This is a genomic window from Comamonas humi (assembly GCF_054782535.1).
The window spans coordinates 90,462-110,309 of the sequence record NZ_BAAGSH010000016.1 but is presented as its reverse complement, the minus strand read 5'-3'; the positions used below and the strand labels follow the sequence as shown (position 1 = coordinate 110,309).

Annotated in this window: 17 protein-coding genes; 5 read left to right on the top strand and 12 right to left on the bottom strand. The window is 67.1% G+C overall.

Translation table 11 applies throughout. The annotated features are described in order from the left end of the window. Positions 1–88 precede the first annotated feature (88 nt). Positions 89–817: an RsmE family RNA methyltransferase gene (locus tag ACYVKR_RS16440; protein ID WP_460482016.1), complete on the bottom strand. Its 729-nt coding sequence runs from the start codon at positions 815–817 to the stop codon at positions 89–91. A 68-nt stretch (positions 818–885) separates the two neighbouring features. Next, entirely contained in the window at positions 886–2,016 is a 1,131-nt protein-coding gene (locus tag ACYVKR_RS16435) for an aminoglycoside phosphotransferase family protein (protein ID WP_460482015.1), read from the bottom strand. Between the two features lie 156 nt (positions 2,017–2,172). On the opposite strand from ACYVKR_RS16435, the gene ACYVKR_RS16430 reads away from it, so the two are divergent. Genes ACYVKR_RS16430 through rsmA form a run of 3 tightly spaced genes read left to right on the top strand, consistent with a single transcriptional unit; the run spans position 2,173 to position 6,682 of the window. After that, positions 2,173–4,491, top strand: coding sequence for an LPS-assembly protein LptD (locus tag ACYVKR_RS16430; RefSeq protein WP_460482014.1), 2,319 nt, complete (start codon positions 2,173–2,175; stop codon positions 4,489–4,491). Positions 4,492–4,502: 11 nt separating this feature from the next. After that, positions 4,503–5,918 carry a peptidylprolyl isomerase gene (locus ACYVKR_RS16425; RefSeq protein WP_460482217.1) on the top strand — a complete coding sequence of 472 codons (1,416 nt, stop codon included), beginning with the start codon at positions 4,503–4,505 and terminating at the stop codon, positions 5,916–5,918. Further along, the gene (gene rsmA / locus ACYVKR_RS16420; RefSeq protein ID WP_460482013.1) at positions 5,915–6,682 is read left to right on the top strand and encodes a ribosomal RNA small subunit methyltransferase A; all 768 of its coding nucleotides are present in this window, start codon (positions 5,915–5,917) and stop codon (positions 6,680–6,682) included. The genes ACYVKR_RS16425 and rsmA overlap by 4 nt, the downstream gene beginning before the upstream one ends. 53 nt (positions 6,683–6,735) lie before the next feature. Here rsmA and ACYVKR_RS16415 read toward each other — a convergent pair whose 3' ends face one another. From ACYVKR_RS16415 to ACYVKR_RS16405, 3 genes are all read right to left on the bottom strand, one after another. Next, positions 6,736–7,161 (bottom strand): barstar family protein, encoded by a 426-nt coding sequence (locus tag ACYVKR_RS16415; protein ID WP_460482012.1) that lies wholly within the window; start codon positions 7,159–7,161, stop codon positions 6,736–6,738. A 143-nt stretch (positions 7,162–7,304) separates the two neighbouring features. Then, the gene (locus ACYVKR_RS16410; RefSeq protein ID WP_460482011.1) at positions 7,305–7,724 is read right to left on the bottom strand and encodes a guanyl-specific ribonuclease; all 420 of its coding nucleotides are present in this window, start codon (positions 7,722–7,724) and stop codon (positions 7,305–7,307) included. Between the two features lie 155 nt (positions 7,725–7,879). Continuing rightward, the gene (locus tag ACYVKR_RS16405; protein ID WP_460482010.1) at positions 7,880–10,192 is read right to left on the bottom strand and encodes an NADP-dependent malic enzyme; all 2,313 of its coding nucleotides are present in this window, start codon (positions 10,190–10,192) and stop codon (positions 7,880–7,882) included. A gap of 311 nt (positions 10,193–10,503) precedes the next feature. Between ACYVKR_RS16405 and ACYVKR_RS16400 the strand changes: the two genes are divergently transcribed. Further along, positions 10,504–11,136, top strand: coding sequence for a hypothetical protein (locus tag ACYVKR_RS16400; RefSeq protein ID WP_460482009.1), 633 nt, complete (start codon positions 10,504–10,506; stop codon positions 11,134–11,136). A 98-nt stretch (positions 11,137–11,234) separates the two neighbouring features. Here the strand turns inward: ACYVKR_RS16400 and ACYVKR_RS16395 are convergent, their stop codons facing one another. Genes ACYVKR_RS16395 through ACYVKR_RS16365 form a run of 7 tightly spaced genes read right to left on the bottom strand, consistent with a single transcriptional unit; the run spans position 11,235 to position 18,623 of the window. Then, on the bottom strand, positions 11,235–12,734 hold the full coding sequence (locus tag ACYVKR_RS16395) for a M81 family metallopeptidase (protein ID WP_460482008.1): 1,500 nt from the start codon (positions 12,732–12,734) through the stop codon (positions 11,235–11,237). Continuing rightward, on the bottom strand, positions 12,731–14,005 hold the full coding sequence (locus tag ACYVKR_RS16390) for a Zn-dependent hydrolase (protein WP_460482007.1): 1,275 nt from the start codon (positions 14,003–14,005) through the stop codon (positions 12,731–12,733). The genes ACYVKR_RS16395 and ACYVKR_RS16390 overlap by 4 nt, the downstream gene beginning before the upstream one ends. A 31-nt stretch (positions 14,006–14,036) precedes the next feature. Further along, positions 14,037–14,750 (bottom strand): ABC transporter ATP-binding protein, encoded by a 714-nt coding sequence (locus tag ACYVKR_RS16385; RefSeq protein ID WP_460482006.1) that lies wholly within the window; start codon positions 14,748–14,750, stop codon positions 14,037–14,039. Beyond that, on the bottom strand, positions 14,747–15,529 hold the full coding sequence (locus ACYVKR_RS16380) for an ABC transporter ATP-binding protein (RefSeq protein WP_460482005.1): 783 nt from the start codon (positions 15,527–15,529) through the stop codon (positions 14,747–14,749). Before ACYVKR_RS16380 ends, ACYVKR_RS16385 begins: the two co-directional genes overlap by 4 nt. Continuing rightward, positions 15,526–16,527, bottom strand: coding sequence for a branched-chain amino acid ABC transporter permease (locus tag ACYVKR_RS16375; RefSeq protein WP_460482004.1), 1,002 nt, complete (start codon positions 16,525–16,527; stop codon positions 15,526–15,528). Before ACYVKR_RS16375 ends, ACYVKR_RS16380 begins: the two co-directional genes overlap by 4 nt. Before the next feature lie 10 nt (positions 16,528–16,537). Further along, positions 16,538–17,398, bottom strand: a complete 861-nt coding sequence (locus ACYVKR_RS16370) for a branched-chain amino acid ABC transporter permease (RefSeq protein WP_460482003.1) — start codon at positions 17,396–17,398, stop codon at positions 16,538–16,540. Positions 17,399–17,420: 22 nt separating this feature from the next. After that, the gene (locus ACYVKR_RS16365; protein ID WP_460482002.1) at positions 17,421–18,623 is read right to left on the bottom strand and encodes an ABC transporter substrate-binding protein; all 1,203 of its coding nucleotides are present in this window, start codon (positions 18,621–18,623) and stop codon (positions 17,421–17,423) included. Between the two features lie 247 nt (positions 18,624–18,870). Here ACYVKR_RS16365 and ACYVKR_RS16360 point away from each other — a divergent pair, with 247 nt between their 5' ends. After that, positions 18,871–19,686, top strand: coding sequence for a FadR/GntR family transcriptional regulator (locus ACYVKR_RS16360; protein WP_460482001.1), 816 nt, complete (start codon positions 18,871–18,873; stop codon positions 19,684–19,686). Positions 19,687–19,848 lie beyond the last annotated feature (162 nt).

The following is a 19,848-nucleotide window of genomic DNA, read 5'->3' as shown; positions in this document are numbered from 1 at the left end:
GCACATTCCCATCCATTGGGAATTTTCAAGGCGCAATGCCCCACGCGCCGCGCAAGCGCGGCATGGCGCCAAAGCCGGAGAAGCGGGTTTACTGGAGGGTCAAGGCGGCCAGCGCCGCCAGCGGTGCCGTCTCGGCGCGCAGCACGCGCGGGCCCAGCGTGACCGGCGCAAAGCCGCTGGCGCGAGCCAGCGCCTCCTCGGCCGGCGAGAGGCCGCCCTCGGGGCCGGAGAGAAAGACCACGGCAGGCGCCTCGCCTGCCAGCGGCCCCAGCGCCTGCGGCAGCGGCCGGGCGCCATCGGCCAGCGACAGCACCAGGCGCAGCGCGCCGGCCGGCTCGCCAGCCTGCACCCACTGGCGCAGGTCGACCGGCGCATGGATGACCGGCACGCGGTTGCGGCCGCACTGCTCGCAGGCGCTGGCGGCGATGGCCTGCCAGCGCTCCTGGCGCTTGGTGGCGCGCTCGCCCTTGAGGCGCATCACCGAGCGCTCGGCCTCGATGGGCGTGATGCTGGCCACGCCCAGCTCAGTGGCCTTTTCCACCAGCCACTCCATGCGCTCGCCAGCGGTGATGCCTGCCAGCAGGTGCACGGCCACGGCGGCCTCGCGCTCGACGGCGTCGTGGCTGTCGACGCGCACAGCCACCTGGCTGCGCCCCATGCGCGCGATGGTGGCGCCGTATTCGCCGCCCTCGCCGTTGAACAGCGTGATGGCATCGCCGGGCTGCAGCCGGAACACCTGGGCATGGCGCGCGGCCTCGGGCGGCAGGTCCAGTTCGGCGCCAATGGCCAGACTCACGGGGCAGTAGAAACGCGGCATGCGGTGCAGATACTCATGAATTGATAGCTGTCAGCGCTTGCTACATGAGCGCTGGAGGCCAATTTGACTTAAACCCGACCAAAGGCCCAGCCGGACGGGGTCTCGATGCCCTCGATCTCGTCCACCAGGCGCAGCAGGGGCTTGAGCTCGCGGTAGCGCGACGCGGTGGCGCGGATGTATTGGATGAAGCGCGGCGTGTCGGCCAGGTACTTGGGCTTGCCGTCGCGCAGCGTGAGCCGCGCGAAGATGCCCGCGACCTTCAGGTGCCGCTGCAGGCCCATCCACTCGACGGCGCGGTAGAACTCGCCGAAGTCGTCCTGCACCGGCAGGCCGGCCTTGCGGGCCTTCTCCCAGTAGCGCACGGTGATGTCGATGACGAAATCCTCGTCCCAGCTGATGAAGGCATCGCGCAGCAGGCTGGCGATGTCGTAGGTGATGGGGCCGTAGAGCGCGTCCTGGAAGTCGAGCACGCCCAAGGGCGCATGCTCCTGGGCTGGCACCATCAGGTTGCGCATCATGAAGTCGCGGTGCACGAACACCGGCGCCGCCGTCAGGTTCTGCGCCACGATGGCGTCGAAGGCCTGCGCCAGCACCGCCTGCTGCTTGTCGTTCAGCACCACGCCGCGGTGCCTGGCGATGTACCAGTCGGGAAAGAGCTGCAGCTCGCGCCGCAGCACGGCTTCGTCATAGGGCGGCAGCACCTCGGGGCGCGAGGCCTGCTGCCATTCGACCAGGATGTCCGTGGCCTGCAGGTACCAGGTCCGGGCCTGGTCCGCGCCGGCCTGCTCGGACAGCAGCTTCTCGAGCACCGTCTGCGCGCCCAGGTCGCTCAGCAGCATGAAGCCATGCGCCTCGTCCCACTCCAGGATCTGCGGCACGTTCAGCCCGGCCTCGCGCAGCAGGGCCTGCACGCGCACGAAGAGCGGGCAGTCCTCCTTGTCGGGCGGCGCGTCCATGACGATGCGGGTGGCGCCATCGCGGTCGTCGATCCGCAGGTAGCGGCGAAAACCCGCGTCGGCCGACGCGGCGCGCAGCGTCTCGGGCAGCAGCCGCTGCGGGCCGGCAATCTGCGCCAGCCACTGCGCAAACAGCGCCTGGCGCTGGGCATCGGCCCAGGCCACCGCCGTAACAGTGGGTAAAGCTTGCGCTGCGGAATTGGCGGCGGAAAGGTCGGTCATGGGGGGATTCGGATGGCTCATGGATAATGGCAGGTCACGTCCTAGATTCTACAAACCCGACCCCGCCGCTGGCGGGAACTGACGCGGGGCCGGCCCGCTTCTCCCAACGCAATGCCGCCGCCGCAGCCAGCCCTGTCCATGGATATCGATTCTTCAACCGACGCGCATCGCCCCCGCATGACCGCCATCGCCAGCCTGTGCATGGCGATGCTGTGGCTGCCCTGGAGCCCAGCGGCAGCCCAGACTGCCGACGACGGCCTGCAGCTGCAGGCCAGCCCGCGCCTGCGCGAACAGCTCACGTCCGAGGAACGCGCGCAGATGCCCGTGTTCCTCGAGGGCGACGACCTCACCGGCCAGTCAGCCGGCACCACGGTGGTCACCGGCAACGCGCAGCTGCGCCGCGCCGACACCATGATCCGCGCCGACCGGCTCGAATACCGCGAGCCCAGCGACACCGCCTTCGCCCAGGGCAACGTACACATCAACCGCGCGGGCAGCATATTCGACGGCCAGGAGCTGCAGATGCAGCTCGACTCGCACGAGGGCTATTTCAAGGACGGCAACTACCGCCTGCTGATGAACAACGCCTACGGCGTGGCCTCGCAGGTGGACTTCATCGACCGCAACCGCTCGCTGGTGCACGAAGGCACCTACACCACCTGCCAGCGCACCGACGAGGCCAGCTGGCAGCCCGACTGGATCATCCGCGCCGACAAGATCCACCTCGACACCATCGAGGACGTGGGCGTGGCCGAAAACGCCGTGCTCGAATTCAAGGGCGTGCCCATCCTGCCGGTGCCCCGCATCAGCTTCCCGCTGTCGGACAAGCGCAAGTCCGGGCTGCTGCCACCCACCTTCACGCTGGACAGCAATAGCGGCTTCAGCTACGCGCAGCCCTACTACTGGAACATCGCCCCCAACCGCGACGCCACCATCACCCCGAGCCTGATGACCAAGCGCGGCGCGGCGCTGGCCGGCGAGTTCCGCTACCTGGAGCCCAGCTACAGCGGCCTGTTCGCTGCGCTGTACATGCCCAATGACAAGCTGCGCGAGCGCGACCGCTGGTCCTACGTGCTGCAGCACAACCAGAGCCTGCAGTCGCCCATCGGCGGGCTGGGCCTGAACCTGAACCTCCGGCGCGTGAGCGACGACCAGTACTGGCGCGACTTCATGCGCAACAACTACCACCTGAACGAGCGCCTGCTGAGCAGCGAAGGTTCGGTGAGCTGGGCACGCAACGACCACAGCGTGCTGCTGCGCGCCCAGTCGTGGCAGACGCTGCAGGACCCGCTGTCGCCCATCGTGCCGCCCTACGACCGCATGCCGCAGCTGCAGTACCGCTACACGCCGCGCGACCTGGGCTATGGCCTGGAAGCCAAGCTCGAGGCCGATGTCACGCGCTTTCGCGCCGACCCGCTGCTGACCAACCAGTCGAACGCCGACCGCGCCTATGTGCAGGGCGAGATCAGCCGGCCCTTCATCGCGCCGCAGGGCTACATCACGCCCAAGCTGATGTTCAACTCGCGCCACTACCGCTTCGACGACCCGTCGATGACCGGCATCTCCGGCAAGAGCGTGACGCTGCCCACGTTCAGCCTCGACAGCGGCCTGATGTTCGAGCGCAATACGCAGCTCTTCGGCCGCAACCTGATCCAGACCCTGGAACCGCGCGCGTTCTATACCTATACGCCCTACCGCGACCAGAGCATGATCCCGGTGTACGACACGGCGCCGTACGACTTCAGCTTTGCCACGATCTACAGCGAAAACGCCTTCAGCGGCTACGACCGCATCTCCGACGCCAACATGCTGACCGTGGGCGCCACCACGCGCTTCCTCGATGCCGACAGCGGCGCCGAGGCGGCGCGCTTCAGCGTGGCGCAGCGCCTGCGCTTCAAGGACCAGCTCGTCACCATGCCGGGCGTGGCGCCCGACACCACCAACGGGCGCTGGTCCGACATCATGCTGGGCGCCGGCATCAACTGGACGCCGCGCTGGGGCTTCGACACCACGGTGCAGTACAGCCCCGAAATCAACCGCTCGGTGCGCTCCACCATGGCCGTGCGCTACAAGCCCGGGCAGTACAAGACGCTGAGCATGGCCTACCGCTACCAGCGCGACAACAGCGAGCAGGTCGACTTCGGCTGGCAATGGCCGGTCGAGTCGCTGCTGGGCGGCGGCGCCCGCAAGCCCGGCGACGGGCGTTGGTACACTGTGGGCCGCCTCAACTACAGCATGCGTGACAGCAAGTTCGTCGACTCCCTGGTCGGCCTCGAATACAGCAGCTGCTGCTGGTCCACCCGCGTGGTGCTGGAGCGGCTGCAGACCAGCCTGATCCAGGCCAACACCCGGCTGCTGTTCCAGGTCGAATTCCAGGGCCTGTCCAGGCTGGCGCTCGGTGCCGACCCATTGGTCTCACTGCGCGACAATGTGCCCGGCTACCAGCCGGTGATACGCGAGACCCCCGCGGCCAGCCGCTTCAGCAGCTACGATTGATTCCCTTCACTATGACCTATCGCTTTCTCCTCGGCAGCCTGTGCCTGGCCACAGCCGTCGCCGCCAGCGCCCAAGGCTTCAAGAATCCTCAGCAGGCGCCCTCGTCGGGCTCGGGACTGCGCGGCGCGGCCGGCATCTCCGCCCCGGTGCCGCTGGAAGGCCGCAGCAACAGCGCCTCGTCCAGTGCCTCGCCGCGTTCCGCCGACTACATCGTGGCCGTCGTGAACTCCGAGCCGGTGACGAACTTCGAGGTCCAGCAGCGCACGGACCGGGCCCTCGCCCAGCTGCAGAGCCAGGGCGGCGAGATTCCGCCGCGCGAAGCGGTGCGGCGCGAGATGCTGGAGCGGATCATCGCCGAGAAGATCCAGCTGCAGATGGCCACCGAAGCCGGCATCAAGGTCGACAATTTCGCGCTCCAGCAGGCCGAGCAATCCGTGGCCCGGCAGAACAACCTCAGCGTCGAGGAGATGGCCAGCCGCCTGTCCCGCGACGGCATCTCCCGCGACCAGTTCCGCGCCGACCTGCGCCGCCAGCTGGTCATCCAGAAGCTGCGCGAGGCCGAGGTGGACTCCAAGGTGCGCGTGAACGACCTGGACGTGGACCAGTTCATCCGCGAGCAGAAGACCAAGTCCGGCACGCCCACGGCGGCCGCGCAGATCAACCTCGGCCACATACTCATCGCCGTGCCGGAAAACGCCGGCGAGCAGCAGGTCAAGGAGTTGCAGGCCAAGGCGCAGGCGGCGGCCGACAAGGCCAAGGCCGGCGAGGACTTCCTCAGCGTGGTGCGCGAATACTCGGACGCCCCCGACGGCCGCGGCGGCGGCGCCATGGGCCTGCGCCCGGCCGACCGCTATCCGGAGCTGTTCGTGAATGCCACCAAGAGCGCGCCCGTGGGCGGCGTGGTCGGCCCCGTGCGCTCGCCCGCGGGCTTCCACGTGCTCAAGCTGATCGAGAAGTCCAGCGGCGACGTGCCGGTGATCGCCGTGCAGAGCCATGCGCGCCACATCCTGCTGCGCCCCAGCGCCAAGCTGAGCGAGGCCCAGGCCGTGGAGCGCCTGGAGGACTACCGCCGCCGCATCACCGCCAACCAGGCTGACTTCGCCGACCTGGCGCGCCGCTACTCCGAGGACGGCAGCGCCAAGGGCGGCGGCGACCTGGGCTGGGCCGGCCCGCACAAATTCGTGCCCGAATTCCAGGCCGCGCTCGACCACCTGCAGCCCGGCGAGGTCAGCGAACCCGTGGCCAGCCGCTTCGGCATCCACCTGATCCAGCTGCTGGAGCGCCGCGAGGCCAAGCTCAGCCAGCGCGAACAGCGCGACATGGTGCGCGACCAGGTGCGCGAACAGAAGCTCGAGAAAGCCTTCGGCACCTGGGCCCAGGAAGCCCGTGCCCGCGCCTACGTGGAATACCGCGAACCTCCACAATGAAGCACATCCCCCGCAAGCGCTTCGGCCAGAACTTCCTGACCGATGGCGGCATCATCGACGCCATCGTGCAGGCCATCGCACCCCAGGCCGGCGAGCCCATGGTAGAGATCGGCCCCGGCCTGATGGCCATGACCCAGCCGCTGGTGGAGCGCCTGGGTCGCCTCACGGTCATCGAGCTGGACCGCGACCTGGCCGCACGGCTGCGCCTGCACGCGCAGCTGCAGGTGGTCGAATCCGATGTGCTCAAGGTCGATTTCACGGCGCTGGCCGACCAGCTCGGCGCGCCGCGCCTGCGGGTCGTGGGCAACCTGCCCTACAACATCTCGTCGCCCATCCTGTTCCACCTGCTCCAGCACGTCGACCGCATCCAGGACCAGCATTTCATGCTGCAGAAGGAAGTGATCGACCGCATGGTGGCCGAACCCGCCACCAGCGACTACGGCCGGCTGACGGTGATGCTGCAATGGCGCTACGCGATGGAAGACGTGCTGTTCGTGCCGCCCGAGAGCTTCGACCCGCCGCCCAGGGTGAACAGCGCCGTGGTGCGCATGGTGCCCCGCGAGACGCCAGCGGCGCTGGATGCGGCCGTGCTGGAGGAGTTGGTGCAGGTCGCCTTCAGCCAGCGCCGCAAGATCCTGCGCAATACGCTGGGCCGCTGGCTCGAGGACAAGGGCTTTGCCGGCGACTTCGACCTGCAGCGCCGCGCCGAGGAGGTCCCAGTGGCCGAGTACGAGGCACTGGCCGCCGCATTTTCTCAAAAATAATAGCAGCCAGCGCAGACCCCATCTGCGTTAACTGCCATTTTTGTATATAAAATTTACAGGAAAGAGTAGAAGCAGCGGAACGGGATCTTGCGCTCTGCCCAGTATTCGGCAGCGTCGCGGAAGACGTCCAGCAGCTGCTCGCGCGCTTCCTTGTCGAATTTCATCGCGGTGGGGATCTGGTCCAGCACCACGACGAAACCCGGCTGCTTGCCGCTCTTGTGCAAGGGATCGGTCAGGCAGTCGAACAGCGCATCGAAGTTCTTGCCGTAGTGCGGCGGAAAATGGAACTGCGTGCCGATCAGCTCCAGCACATCCGCCTTGGACAGGGCATGGGCCAGATTGGCATACAGAAAATGCTGCTCCAGCGCCACGGCCGCGTCGCGCAGATCCTGCAGACGGTAGGCCCGGATCGACTGCACGATGTTGGGCCGCACGAAACGCAGCTGCGTATCCTGTTCCTGACGAAGCGGAGTTTCCATCTCCGTTGCTCTTTCCATTAGCATGTGTGACAACTCGAGTTCCACGATTCCCGGATGGGCTCCGTTGATTGTTGATCCGCTGCAGTGCAATGCGCAAGCAGTTTCTTGTGCAAATATGACAACAACGTGCGTCGGATCAGCGCTTATTTCACGATCACGCGGAAGCTGGCATAGTGATCGTTCGTGTAATAGCACGCATCGGGCTGCGTCGGCACCTGGCCGCCGCAGATGATCCGCCGGGCACCGCGATTGCGCGCCCGGGGCGTCTTCACCGTGTATTCGCGGTAATAGCCGCGCTTGTGCGGCGGCAATATGCGCTCGCGGTTGCCGAAGACCGAGCCGTCCTTGTCGTAGGGGAAGGGTCCACCCTCCAGGATCAGTGCGTAGGTGGTGCGCCCCTGCTCGGGCAGATCGGCCAGTCCCACCGCATCCGGCACCGCCGGGGTGGCGGTTTCATAGCGAGAGTCGCGCGCCTCGCCAGGTAGCGAAGCACCCAGCAATACCATCCCCAGCACACCTGCAACAACCGAACGATATCCGTGGGAGGCCAGCGCCTTCAGCATGCGTACCTTTCAAGATTACGGGTTATCCCGCAATTCAAGGGCGAAAGTGTGACGGATGCAGGCACAAAAAGCAAGAGGACTGCTCAAAATTTGAGCAGTCCTCAAGGGTACCCACCCGAAAGCAAGTATGTTTCAATTTTCGCTAAAAACCAACATCAGCGTGCAAAATTCGCATCTGCCACCGTGACGGCCGTCATGTTGACGATGCGGCGCACCGTGGTGCTGGGCGTCAGCACATGTACCGGCTGGGCGGCGCCCAGCAGGATCGGGCCGATGGCGATATTGCCGCCCGCCGCGGTCTTGAGCAGGTTGTAGCTGATGTTGGCGGCATCCAGGTTGGGCAGCACCAGCAGGTTGGCGCTGCCGGTGAGCTGGCTGTTGGGCATGATGCCGTTGCGGGCCTTCTCGTCCAGCGCGACGTCGCCATGCATCTCGCCGTCCACCTCCAGCCAGGGCGCCTGCACGCGCAGCAGCTCCAGCGTGGCGCGCATCTTGATGGCGCTGGGCTGGTTGCTGGAGCCGAAGCTGCTGTGCGACAGCAGCGCCGCCTTGGGCTTGATGCCGAAGCGCATCATTTCCTCGGCCGCCATGATGGTGATCTCGGCCAGTTGCTCGGCCGTGGGATCGTAGTTGACGTGCGTGTCCACCAGGAACACCTGGCGCTCGGGCAGCAGCAGGCCGTTCATGCAGGCGAAGGTGGCCACGCCGGCGCGCTTGCCGATCACCTGGTCGATGTACTGCAGGTGGTGGGTCGAGTGCCCCCAGGTGCCGACGATCAGCCCATCGACCTCGCCCTTGTGCAGCAGCATGGCCCCGATCAGCGAGAGGCGGCGACGCATCTCGATCTTGGCGATCGGCGCGGTGATGCCCTTGCGCTCGGTCATGCGGTGGTAGGTCTGCCAGAAATCGCGATAGCGGTCGTCATGCTCGACGTTGACCACGTCGTAGTCCACGCCTTCCTTCAGGCGCAGGCCGAACTTCTCGATGCGCTGCGCGATGACGGCCGGGCGGCCGATCAGCGTCGGGCGGGCGATGCGCTCGTCCACCACGATCTGCACGGCACGCAGGATGCGCTCTTCCTCGCCCTCGGCGTAGGCCACGCGCTTCTTGGTCGCCTTCTTGGCCGCGGTGAAGATGGGCTTCATCGCCGTGCCCGACGCGTAGACGAAGGTCTTCAGGTGCTCGCGGTAGGCGTCCAGGTCGGCGATGGGGCGCTGGGCCACGCCGCTCTCGGCTGCCGCCTGGGCCACGGCCGAGGCGATCATCATCATCAGCCGCGGGTCGAAGGGCTTGGGAATCAGGTACTCGGGGCCGAAGCTCAGCTCCTGGCCCACGTAGGCGGCCGCCACCTGCTCGCTCTGCTCGGCCTGGGCCAGCTCGGCGATGGCGTGTACGCAGGCGATCTCCATCTCGGTGGTGATGGTGGTTGCCCCGCAGTCCAGCGCGCCCCGGAAGATGTAGGGGAAGCACAGGACGTTGTTGACCTGGTTCGGGTAGTCGGAGCGGCCGGTGGCCATGATCACGTCATCGCGCACCGATTTGGCGTCTTCCGGCGTGATCTCGGGGTTGGGGTTGGCCAACGCAAAGATCACCGGACGGGCCGCCATGCGCGCCACCATGTCGGGCTTGAGCACGCCGCCCGCCGACAGGCCCAGGAACACGTCGGCGCCGTCGATCACCTGCGACAGGGTGCGCTTGTCCGTCTCGCGGGCAAACTCGGCCTTGTCGGGGTCCATCAGCTCGGTGCGACCCTGGTAGACCACGCCGGCCAGGTCGGTCACGAACACGTTCTCGCGCTTGAGGCCCAGCTTGAGCAGCAGGTTCAGGCAGGCCAGCGCTGCGGCGCCGGCGCCCGAGGCCACCAGTTGCACTTCGCCGATGTTCTTGCCGGCGACCTTCAGCGCGTTGATCATGGCCGCAGCCACCGTGATGGCCGTGCCGTGCTGGTCGTCGTGGAAGACCGGGATGTTCAGGCGCTTGCGCAGCTCGCGCTCCACATAGAAGCACTCGGGCGCCTTGATGTCCTCAAGGTTGATCGCGCCGAAGGTGGGCTCCAGCGCGGCGATCACCTCCACCAGCTTCTGCGGGTCCTTCTCGTTGATCTCGATGTCGAACACATCGACGCCGGCGAACTTCTTGAACAGCACGCCCTTGCCCTCCATCACCGGCTTGGAGGCCAGCGCGCCGATGTCGCCCAGGCCCAGCACTGCCGTGCCGTTGGAGATCACGGCCACGAGGTTGCCGCGGCTGGTGTACTTGAAGGCGGCGGAGGGGTCCTTGACGATCTCCTCGCAGGGTGCGGCCACGCCGGGCGAATAGGCCAGCGCCAGGTCGTGCTGGTTGGCCATGGGCTTGGTGGCCGCGATCGCCACCTTGCCGGGGCGCGGGAACTCGTGGTACTCCAGCGCTGCCTGGCGCAGCAGAGCACGTTTGTCGCTGGGGGAATTCGTGGAAGAAAGATCAGGCATGGCGGTCTCCGGCACTCGATGTCGCTGCCGCCCCGAGGGCCTGTTGAAAAAAACAGGCCTGGCCCGAAATCCCGGGCCGGCGGCACTGGACGGGCCATTGTAGGCCGACGCCGACGTATTCCGGCCCGCCGCCGAGCGGGGAGGTCGGAGAAAACACTTATGACCTTTTTGCACCTAGTCCGCTCAAATGCGAGCCAGTTCCATGCTTCAAAGTTCATGGTGCACTGCAATAACCGCAGCAGGCGACCCAGCGGGATACGGAAGAGGCCCCTAGAATCACCACTGTTTCAGCCCGACAACCCGCGTTGCATATGGACTTATTGCTATTCGTCGTCCTGGTCCTCGCCGCCAGCTTCCTGCTGCGCGCCAAGGCCCAGAAGCAGCGCATCCAGTTGCTGTCGCACTACCTGCGCAACTACGACATCGAAAAACTGCTGGAGCGCCTGGTGGGCGGCTACATGCGGGCGCTGGGCGAATCCGATCCGGCCCGGCAGGCGCAGATCTGGGAGCTGCAGCTGCCGGTGGAGAAAAGCCTGTGCAGCCAGTTCAGCAGCTTCGCCGACACGCTGGCCCAGGCGCCCGAGCCCGACAGCGGGACCGGCTTTCGCATGAGCAACCAGGCACTGGGCCTGCCGTTCTCGCGGCTGATCGCCAAGCTGCAGGGCAAGCCCGGCGGCTTCGACCTGCGCACCGCCATCCGCCTGCATGCCGACGGCATCAACCGCGTGGCGCAGAACGCCGAGGGCCTGCCCCCCAAGGACAAGGCCTACACCCTGCTGGCCGAGCTGTACCTGATGCAGCACACCTGCCACTGGTTCTGCAAGTCCAAAACCGTGGCCTCGGCCCGCATGCAATTGCGCAACCAGACCCGCTATGAGCAGGTGGTGCAGAGCGTGTCGCCCGAAACCCGGCAGGCGTATCTGGCGCTGATCGGCGGGCGTTGATTTATATTTTTTGATAGCTGCTTGCGCTCACTGCAAGCCGATTTCATGAATTTATCTATTTGAAATCAAATACAGATAATCGCAAACAGCTATCAAATTTAAAGCGCGTCCAGCGGAAACACGGGCCGCTGCACCCGGCTGAACGGAAAGCGCGCGTAGTCCGAGGTGGTCACGCCGGGGCTGTCGCACTCCACCAGGCCCGCGGACAGCGGCACGAACACCGGCCGGCAGTACATGCGCGACTTCAGCAGCAGGTAGCGGAAGCGCGTGGGATCGATGCCCACGCAATGGAACACGCCCAGGTCCCAGGGTTCGTGCGTCTGCTCGGTCACCACGATCTGCGCGGCGCCGGTGTCGAGCAGCGCCGTGCGGCCCATGTGGCATTCCATGCCGTTGTAGATCGGGCCTGAGACGATGTACCGCCCTTCGCTCAGCCTGCGTACCGTGCCATGCAACTGCAGCGGCTGCTTGTGCAGGCCCAGGTGCGCCAGCGAGCGCTTGTTGCCCAGCGCGATGTCGATGGCGGCGCCCTCGCCCGCGGCGAACATCTGCGCCACCACCTGCGGATCGCACAGCGGGCCGACGGCGATGCCGTCCATGCCCAGCGCGAGCGCGGTCTGCAGCACGTCCATGGTGTCGCAGGTGCCGCCCGACATGCAGTTGTCGCCGTGGTCGAGCAGCAGCACGGGCTTGCCCTGCGCCCGGCCTGCGGTGGACGCGATCTGCCGGGCCTGCTGCAGCGAGGCCTCCAGCGGCTCACTGCGATAAATGAACTCGGCGCGGCGCTGCCAGATGCTGTCTGCAAATGCGTCGATGACCGCCTGCTGCGTGCCGGCCGTGCCCTTGTCCACCGTGGCCACCACGCTCACGCACGGCGCGGGAATGTCGGCCAGCGAGAAGCCGCCGAACACCGAGACCGCGGGCAGGCCCTGCCGCACCTCCATCTCCCGGGCCTGCTCGCAGGCGTCCTTCATCGGGCCGCCCAGCGTGGTGCTGCGCAGCGTGTGGCTCATCAGCGCCAGCGGCTTCCAGATCACCTCGTACTGCGCCTGGCCGCGCCACATCGCGATCAGCAGGCGGCCGGCGTGCTCGCCGGTCTCGTACATGTCGATGTGCGGGTAGGTCTTGAAGCCCACGATCACGTCGGCATGGCGAACGATCTTTTCGGTGATGTTGCCGTGCAGATCGAGCGCCACGCCCAGCGGCACCCCGGGTGCCGCGGCACGCACGCGAGCAAGCAGGTCGCCCTCGCCATCGCTGCTGCTCTCGGCCACCATCGCGCCATGCAGGTCGAGCAGGATGGCGTCGCAGCCGGGCACGGCCTCGACGATACGGCGGGTGAGTTCATCGTAGGCGTCGGCATGCACCGGGCCGCTGGGGTTGGCCATCGCCGAGACGGGCGTGACCAGCTCCGCCCCCTCGGCTTCGGCCAGCTCGATGAACGCGGCCATGGCCGTGCGCATGCCCTTGTTGGCACGGTAGGCCTCGGCGCCATAGGTCGGGGTGAAGGCCGCCAGCGGCGTGGGAACGGGCGAGAAGGTATTCGTCTCGTGGTTCAGGCGCGCGATGAGGAATCTCGGCTTGCGGGCTGCCGTCATGCTGCGACCCCGGCGCTGTCCAGCATGGCGCGCAGCAGCACGTTGCAGCCGGCCTCCAGGTGCTCGGGCTCGGCATCCTCGATCTCGTTGTGGCTGATGCCGTCGGCGCAGGGCACGAAGATCATCGCCGCCGGCGCCAGGCGCGCCACGTAGACCGCGTCGTGGCCGGCGCCGCTCACGCAGTCCATGGCGCTGTAGCCCAGGTCGGCGGCGTTCGCGCGCACAGCCTCGACCAGCGCCGGCGTGAACGGCTGCGGCGGAAAATACACCACCTGCTCGATGCCGATCTGCAGGCCGCGCGCCTGCGCCACGCGGGCGCAGGCGGCGCGGATCGCGGCGTCCATGTCCATGAGCTGGGCATCGTCGGGCGCGCGCAGGTCCACGCTGAACTTCACCCGGCCCGGGATCACGTTGCGCGAATTGGGGAACACCTCCAGCGAGCCCACCGTGCCGCGCGCATGGGGCTGGCGCTCCAGCGCGATGCGGTTCACTTCGTGGATGAGATCGCTGGCGGCGAGCAATGCATCCTTGCGCAGCTCCATGGGCGTGGGGCCCGCATGCGCCTCCATGCCCTGTACCGTCACGTCGTACCAGCGCTGGCCCAGCGCGGCCTGCACCACGCCGATCACCTTGCCGTGGTTCTCCAGCACCGGCCCCTGCTCGATGTGGGCCTCGAAGTACGCGCCGATGGCATGCGGCGCCGCGCCCTCGCCCGCATAGCCGATGGCCTGCAGCGCCTCGCGCACGCTGGTGCCCGCGTGGTCGCGGGCGCTGAGCGCATGCTCCAGCGTGAACGCGCCGGCGAACACGCCCGAGCCCATCATCACCGGCACGAAGCGCGAGCCCTCCTCGTTGGTCCACACCGCCACCTCGAGCGGCGCGCGGGTGCGCACGCCCACATCGTTCAAGGTGCGCAGCACCTCGATGCCGGCCAGCACGCCGTAGTTGCCGTCGAACTTGCCGCCCGTGGGCTGGGTGTCGATGTGGCTGCCGGTGGTCACCGGCGGCAGGCTGTCATCGGTGCCGGCGCGGCGCGCGAAGATGTTGCCGATGGCGTCGACGCGGATCGTGCAGCCCGCCTCGCGCGCCCATTGCGAGAAAAGATCGCGGCCCTGGCGGTCCAGCTCGGTGAGGGCCAGGCGGCAGACGCCGCCCTTGTCGGTGCCGCCGATCTGCGCCAGCGCCATGAGAGATTGCCACAGGCGCGCGCCGTTCACGCGCAGCGCCTTGAGATCCTGGGATGCCGCGGGGGCAAGGGTGTTCGTGTCCATGGGAAAACTCCAGTGCTATGCCTTCTGCGCGTCAGGCCATGCCGACACCCAGGTACCGGTCCTTCACGTCCTCGTCGGCGAGGAAGTCGCTGTTCGAGCCCTGGTACACGATGGTGCCCTGCTCGATGATGTAATGCCGGTCCGCCAGCTGCGTGCAGACCTCGAGGTTCTGCTCCACCAGCAGGATGGACACGCCCGCCGCCTTGATGACTTTCAGCTGCGCGACGATCTCCTCGACGATCACCGGCGCCAGTCCTTCCACGGGCTCGTCCAGCATCAGCAGGCGCGGCGCATTCATCAGCGCCCGGCCGATCGAGAGCATCTGCTGCTCGCCGCCCGAGAGCTGGCCGCCGCCGTTGCTGCGGCGCTCCTTCAGGCGCGGAAAGATGCGGTAGATGTCGTCCAGCTGCCAGGGCGAGCGCTTGCGCAGGCCGAGCAGCAGGTTCTCCTCCACCGTCAGCAGCTTGAAGACGCCGCGGTGCTCGGGCACCAGGCAGATGCCGCGCCGCGCCACCTGGTGCGTGGCCAGCCGGCTCACCACCTCGCCGCCGAAGCGCACCTGGCCCTGCGTGGGCGGCATCGCGCCGGCGATGGCCTTGAGCGTGGTGGTCTTGCCCGCGCCGTTGCGCCCGAGCAGCGTGACCAGCTCGCCGTCGCGCACCTCGAGCGACACGCCCTGCAGCACATGGCTCTTGCCGTAGTGCGCATGGATCTGTTCTGCCTGCAGCAACGTCCCTGCCGTCATGCCTTGCCTCCGGTGATCATGTTGCCGAGGTACGCCTTGCGCACGCGCTCGTCGTTGCGGATGTCGCCCGGCAGCCCCTCGGCCAGCACCCGCCCCTGTTGCATCACGGTGATGGTGTCGGAGATGTCCATGACGATGTTCATGTTGTGCTCGATCAGCACCACGGTGTGCTCGCGCTTGAGGCCCTGGATCAGGTGCTTCATCTCCTCCAGGTCGTCGATGCCCATGCCCGAGGTCGGCTCGTCGAGGAAGATCGCCTTGGGCCGCGCCGCCAGCGCCATGCCAACCTCGAGGCGGCGCTGCTGGCCGTGCGAGAGATTGCCGGCCGGCGTGTCCGCAAAGCGCTCCAGGCCCAGCGTGGCCAGCACCTTGGCCACCATGTCGGCGCACGACAGCGCCCCCACCGGCTGGGTCCAGCAGTTCAGCGCCTTGGCCGGTGCCGTGCCCTGCGCGGCCAGGCGCAGGTTCTCGCGCACCGGCAGCGTGAGGAACAGGCTGGTGACCTGGAACGAGCGCGCCATGCCGCGGCGCACGCGCAGGTAGTCGGGCTCGCGCGTCACGTCGTGGCCGTCGAACACGATCCGCCCGCCGCTCACGCCCTTGGTGCCGGTGAGCATGTGGAACAGCGTGGTCTTGCCCGCGCCGTTCGGCCCGATCACCGAATGCACGGTGTTGGCGCGCACCTGCAGGTTCACGCCGCCCAGCGCGACGAACTTGTCATAGCGCTTCTCGACGCCGACGGCTTCGAGCAGTACCGGGGTTGGTGCCGCGGTGCTCATGCGTGGCCCTCCTTCGCGGGCGCCAGCGCCTTGCCGTCCGCCTTGTCATTGGCCTTGCCGCCGCGCGCCAGCTGCCACAGCTTCTGGCACAGGCCCCACAGGCCGCCCTGCATGCCAAGGCTCACCACCATCAGCACCACGCCGAGGATCAGCAGCCAGCGCGGCCACAGCGTGGACAGCCAGTCACCCAGCAGCACGTAGAAGGCCGCGCCCAGCAGCGAGGCCAGCAGGTTGCCGCTGCCGCCGATCACGGTCATCACCAGGATCATCTCGCTGGTGTGGTACTCGGCGTTGGACAGCGGCGCGATGCCCGTCATCAGCGCGTGCAGCGCGCCGGCCAGGCCGGTCACCGCGCCCGAGATCACGAAGGCCTGCAGCTTCAGCAGGCGCAGGTTGTAGCCCACGGCGGCGGCGCGCTCCTCGTTGTCGCGCACGGCCAGCAGCGTGCGGCCGAAGATCGAGTCGCAGACGCGGCGCAGCAGCCAGAAGACGAGCAGGAACAGCACCGCCACGAAGCCGTAGTACTGCCACGGCGAGGCCAGCGGCAGCACGGTCTGCCCCGCCACGGCGATGGAGTGGCGCGGGATGTCCATCAGCCCGTTGTCGCCGCCGGTCAGGCCCGGCAGGCTGTAGGCGATGAAGTAGAACATCTGCGCGAAGGCCAGCGTCAGCATCACGAAGTAGGTGCCGCGCTGGCGGATCGCCACCCAGCCGACGAGGGCCGCGCCCGCGGCGCCCATCAGCACCGCGCTGGCCAGCGCCACCGGCATGGGCAGCGGCAGCCGCGTGAGCAGGATGCCCAGCGTGTAGCTGCCCAGGCCGAAGAAGATGCCCTGGCCGAAGGACAGCAGCCCCGTGTAGCCCAGCAGCAGGTTGCAGCCCATGGCGGCCAGGCCGTAGATCAGCACCTCGCTGGCGAGCGAGCCCGACTGCATGAACAGCGGCATGGCGACCACGATGGCCACTGCTATCAGGAATTGAACGTGCTTGGCTTGCATGACGCCCCTCCTATACCGCGCGGCCCAGCAGGCCGTTGGGGCGCAGCAGCAGCACGGCAGCCATCGCCACGTAGATCATCAGACTCGCGCCCTCAGGCCAGACCGTGCTCATCAGGCTCTGCACGATGCCGATCAAGAGGCCGCCGACCAGCGCGCCGCTGAAGCTGCCCAGCCCGCCCACGACCACCACGACGAAGGCCACGCCCAGCGCCTCGACGCCCATGAACGGGCTCACGCCGCGGATGGGCGCGGCCAGCACGCCGGCCAGCGCCGCCAGGCCCACGCCCAGGCCGAACACCAGGCTGAAGACGCCGAACACGTTCGTGCCCAGCAGCGACACCATCTCGGTCGACTCGCTGCCTGCGCGCACCACGCTGCCCAGGCGCGTGCCTTCCAGCACCCACCAGATGACCACCGCCAGCACCGCGGTGAAGCCGATCACGAACAGCCGGTACTTGGGGTAGACGAAGCCGCCCCACATCACCACGCCGTTCAGCAGCTCGGGCACGGCCACGCTGTCGCCCAGCGGGCCCCACAGCAGGATCACCACCTCCTGCACGACGAGCGCGAAGCCCACGGTGACGAGGATGTGGAACTCGTGCGGCTTGGCGTACACGTGGCGCAGCACCAGCTTCTCGGTGAGCCAGCCGATGGCGCCGACGGCCAGCGGCACCGCCACCAGCGACAGCCAGAAGCTCACGCCCCACTGCGCCATCTGGTAGCAGAAGTACGCGCCCAGCAGGTAGAAGGTGCCGTGCGCGAAGTTCACGAAACGCAGCAGGCCGAACACGATCGACAAGCCCACGGCCAGCAGGAAATACAGCATGCCGATGCCGATCCCGTTGATGGTCTGAAGCAGATAGATGCTCATGGCGGTGGCGGCTTGCCGGGGTTCAGGCCAGCTTGCAGCCGGTCTGGTCGACCGGCAGGAAGGACTTGCCGGAGCTGACGATGTCGGCGTAGTCGTCCTTGTTCTTCATCTTCGCCTTGGCCTTTCCCTTGAGCAGGTAGTAGTTCTTGAGCACCTGGTGGTCGGCCTTGCGCACCTCCTCCTCGCCGGTCAGGCCCTGGTATTTCAGGCCTTCCAGCGCGGCCACCACGGCCTTCTGGTCCACGCTGCCGGCCTTGACGATGGCGTCGATCAGCAGCTTGGTGCAGATGTACGAACCCGCCAGGCTGTAATTGGGGTTGGCCTTGAACTTGTCGTTCGTGCGCTTGACCAGGTCGAGGTTCAGCGGCGTGTCCACCGTATGCCAGTACTGCGCGCCGAAGTACACGCCATCGCACAGGTCGGCGCCCAGCGACTCGAACTGCTCCAGGCCCGAGGCCCAGGCGATCAGGATGGTCATGCTCTTGTTCATGCCGAAGCTCACCGCCTGGCGCAGCGTGTCGGACGACTGCTGGCCGAAGTTCAGGATCAGCAGCACGTCGGGCTTGGCCGCGATGGCGTTGGTCAGGTAGCCGCTGAACTCCTTCTCGGTCAGCGAGTGGTAGCTATTGCCCACATGCTCGATGCCGCGTTCCTTGAAGATGTTCTTGGCTGCGGTGAGCAGGCCGTCGCCGAACACGTACTGCGGCGTGATGGTGTACACGCGCTTGGCCTTGGGGAGTGCGTCCAGCAGCGGGCGCACCGTCTGCTCAATGGCGCCGAAGGTGGGCACGGACCAGCGGAAGGTCGCGCTGTTGCAGTCCTTGCCGGTGATCTCGTCGGCGCCGGCGGTGGTGATGAAGATGCCGCCGGCCTTCTCGGCCTCCTTGCCCATGGCCAGCGCCTCGGACGACAGGATGCCGCCGGCGAAGAACTTCGCGCCCTGCTGCGAGGCGTCCTGCACCTTGCGGATCGCGGTCGCGGGCTTGCCCTCGGTGTCGAGCAGCGTGTAGGCCAGCGGGCGGTCCAGCGCCTTGCCGTACTGCTCGATCGCCAGCTTCATGCCCAGGTCGGCGAACTTGCCGTTGGCCGCGAAGGCGCCCGACATGGGCACCGGGCAGCCGAACTGGATGGGACCCTTGGCCTGCGCGAAGGCAGGGTGGACCAGGCCCAGCGAGGCCGGCAGCGCGCCGAGCGCGGACAGTTGCAGGAAGTTGCGACGATGCATGGTGTGGTGACTCCTTGGTGGATCGAGGCCGTGGGTGGCCTTCTTTTCAGAGCACGATGCATGCCAGGTTGCAACCGGGTGGTTTCTGCGCGCACAGGCTCCTTATTCATATTTATAGTGATAAATAGAACAAATATGACGCGGACAAACCCTAGACGCGCGGGCGACTGCACGATCGCGGTGCATACTGCACAAAAAGCGCGAAGGGCTCGCACGGACCTGGGCTCTCGCCGCACACACTACCGACATGGCAACCAAGAAGTCTTCCCCCCTGGCGATCAAGCAGCTCAAGCGCTCGGACCTGGTCGCGCAGGAGATCAAGCGCATGGTCACCGAGCGCAACCTCAGCCCCGGCGATCGCCTGCCGCGCGAGAGCGAGCTGCAGGAGCAGTTCCAGGTCAGCAAGGGCACGGTGCGCGAGGCGCTCAAGTCGCTGGAGGTGCAGGGGCTGATCACGATCTCGACCGGCCCCTCGGGCGGCGGCACCATCGTCGAGGTGCCGCTGGACCGCACGCTGCAGTTCATGCAGAACTACCTGTTCTTCAAGGAAGTGACCATCGACGACATCTACGCGGTGCGCCTGACGCTGGAGCCCGAGCTGGCGGCCGGCGCGGTGCCGCACCTGACCGAGGCGGACTTCGAGGCGCTGGAGCACAGCATCACTTGCTGCGATCCGTCGTCGAGCGACAGCGACCTGCTGGTGCAGCGCCGCGAGGACGTGAACTTCCACGACATCCTCGCCGCGGCCAACCCCAATCCCTTCCTGCGCTTCACCTGCGAGCTGATCAACGAAATGATCCGCCAGCTCATCGTCTTCGGCAACCGCACGCCCAAGACCGAACACCGCCGCTTCGGCGAGGAGAACGCCAACTACCACCGCGAGATCGTGCAGGCCGCGCGCGAGCGCGACGCCGAGCGCGTGCGCGCGCTGATGCTCAGGCACATGCAGGACGCCACGCACGCCGTCAAGCGCATGAAGGGCCGCATCCAGGGCCGGCTGATCCTCGACGCCGAGACGCTGCGCAGCCCGCGGCCCGCCGTGGCGCGCAAGGCACGGGATTGAAGCTCCTTCATTTTTGATAGCTGCTTGCGTTCACCATCAGCCAAGCTCAGGTATTTTTCTATCTGAATACCAATAAGGACAAGCGCCAGCAGCTATCAAAAATAAAAAAAGCCCAGGCGGATGCCTGGGCAAGTTGGGTATGCAGGGAACCGGCCTCGCGGC

Excerpts from the sequence above, each read along its gene's own strand:
- ACYVKR_RS16365 (WP_460482002.1), bottom strand. The coding sequence starts at position 18,623 with ATGCATCGTCGCAACTTCCTGCAACTGTCCGCGCTCGGCGCGCTGCCG.
- ACYVKR_RS16405 (WP_460482010.1), bottom strand. The coding sequence starts at position 10,192 with ATGCCTGATCTTTCTTCCACGAATTCCCCCAGCGACAAACGTGCTCTG.
- rsmA (WP_460482013.1), top strand. The coding sequence starts at position 5,915 with ATGAAGCACATCCCCCGCAAGCGCTTCGGCCAGAACTTCCTGACCGAT.
- ACYVKR_RS16435 (WP_460482015.1), bottom strand. The coding sequence starts at position 2,016 with ATGAGCCATCCGAATCCCCCCATGACCGACCTTTCCGCCGCCAATTCC.
- ACYVKR_RS16395 (WP_460482008.1), bottom strand. The coding sequence starts at position 12,734 with ATGACGGCAGCCCGCAAGCCGAGATTCCTCATCGCGCGCCTGAACCAC.
- ACYVKR_RS16370 (WP_460482003.1), bottom strand. The coding sequence starts at position 17,398 with ATGAGCATCTATCTGCTTCAGACCATCAACGGGATCGGCATCGGCATG.
- ACYVKR_RS16360 (WP_460482001.1), top strand. The coding sequence starts at position 18,871 with ATGGCAACCAAGAAGTCTTCCCCCCTGGCGATCAAGCAGCTCAAGCGC.
- ACYVKR_RS16390 (WP_460482007.1), bottom strand. The coding sequence starts at position 14,005 with ATGGACACGAACACCCTTGCCCCCGCGGCATCCCAGGATCTCAAGGCG.
- ACYVKR_RS16440 (WP_460482016.1), bottom strand. The coding sequence starts at position 817 with ATGCCGCGTTTCTACTGCCCCGTGAGTCTGGCCATTGGCGCCGAACTG.
- ACYVKR_RS16415 (WP_460482012.1), bottom strand. The coding sequence starts at position 7,161 with ATGGAAACTCCGCTTCGTCAGGAACAGGATACGCAGCTGCGTTTCGTG.
- ACYVKR_RS16425 (WP_460482217.1), top strand. The coding sequence starts at position 4,503 with ATGACCTATCGCTTTCTCCTCGGCAGCCTGTGCCTGGCCACAGCCGTC.
- ACYVKR_RS16375 (WP_460482004.1), bottom strand. The coding sequence starts at position 16,527 with ATGCAAGCCAAGCACGTTCAATTCCTGATAGCAGTGGCCATCGTGGTC.
- ACYVKR_RS16385 (WP_460482006.1), bottom strand. The coding sequence starts at position 14,750 with ATGACGGCAGGGACGTTGCTGCAGGCAGAACAGATCCATGCGCACTAC.
- ACYVKR_RS16430 (WP_460482014.1), top strand. The coding sequence starts at position 2,173 with ATGACCGCCATCGCCAGCCTGTGCATGGCGATGCTGTGGCTGCCCTGG.
- ACYVKR_RS16400 (WP_460482009.1), top strand. The coding sequence starts at position 10,504 with ATGGACTTATTGCTATTCGTCGTCCTGGTCCTCGCCGCCAGCTTCCTG.
- ACYVKR_RS16410 (WP_460482011.1), bottom strand. The coding sequence starts at position 7,724 with ATGCTGAAGGCGCTGGCCTCCCACGGATATCGTTCGGTTGTTGCAGGT.
- ACYVKR_RS16380 (WP_460482005.1), bottom strand. The coding sequence starts at position 15,529 with ATGAGCACCGCGGCACCAACCCCGGTACTGCTCGAAGCCGTCGGCGTC.